Source organism: Sphingomonas sp. 10B4 (assembly GCF_035019905.1).
Taxonomy (GTDB): domain Bacteria; phylum Pseudomonadota; class Alphaproteobacteria; order Sphingomonadales; family Sphingomonadaceae; genus Sphingomonas; species Sphingomonas glacialis.
The window spans coordinates 1-269 of the sequence record NZ_JASJVC010000331.1 but is presented as its reverse complement, the minus strand read 5'-3'; the positions used below and the strand labels follow the sequence as shown (position 1 = coordinate 269).

Here is a 269-nt window from a genome sequence, read left to right as displayed (position 1 = left end):
AGCAATGGCTTCGGCTATGATCCGCACTTTTACCTGCCGGATTTAGGGAAAACCGTGGCTGAACTCGATGCGGCAGAAAAAAATCAACGCTCACATCGGGCCCAAGCACTACGCGTTTTGTTCGAGAAATTAAAATGATTCCGATTAAGCCGATTTCGAATACTGGCGCGCCGGCTGCCCGCCCAGCCATGGCGCTCGACGCCGTGCCGCAGGATGTGGCCGCGCGTTTCCTCGCGCCTGGCAGCCTCAATCTGAGCGTCTTGCCGCCC

The 269-nt window shown here is 57.6% G+C and carries 1 protein-coding gene; it reads left to right on the top strand.

Annotated elements, in window-relative coordinates; translation table 11 throughout:
• A partial coding sequence (locus tag QN347_RS20015) for a non-canonical purine NTP pyrophosphatase (RefSeq protein ID WP_323494431.1) occupies nt 1-138 on the top strand: 138 nt, incomplete at its 5' end.
• Between the last annotated feature and the right edge of the window lie 131 nt (nt 139-269).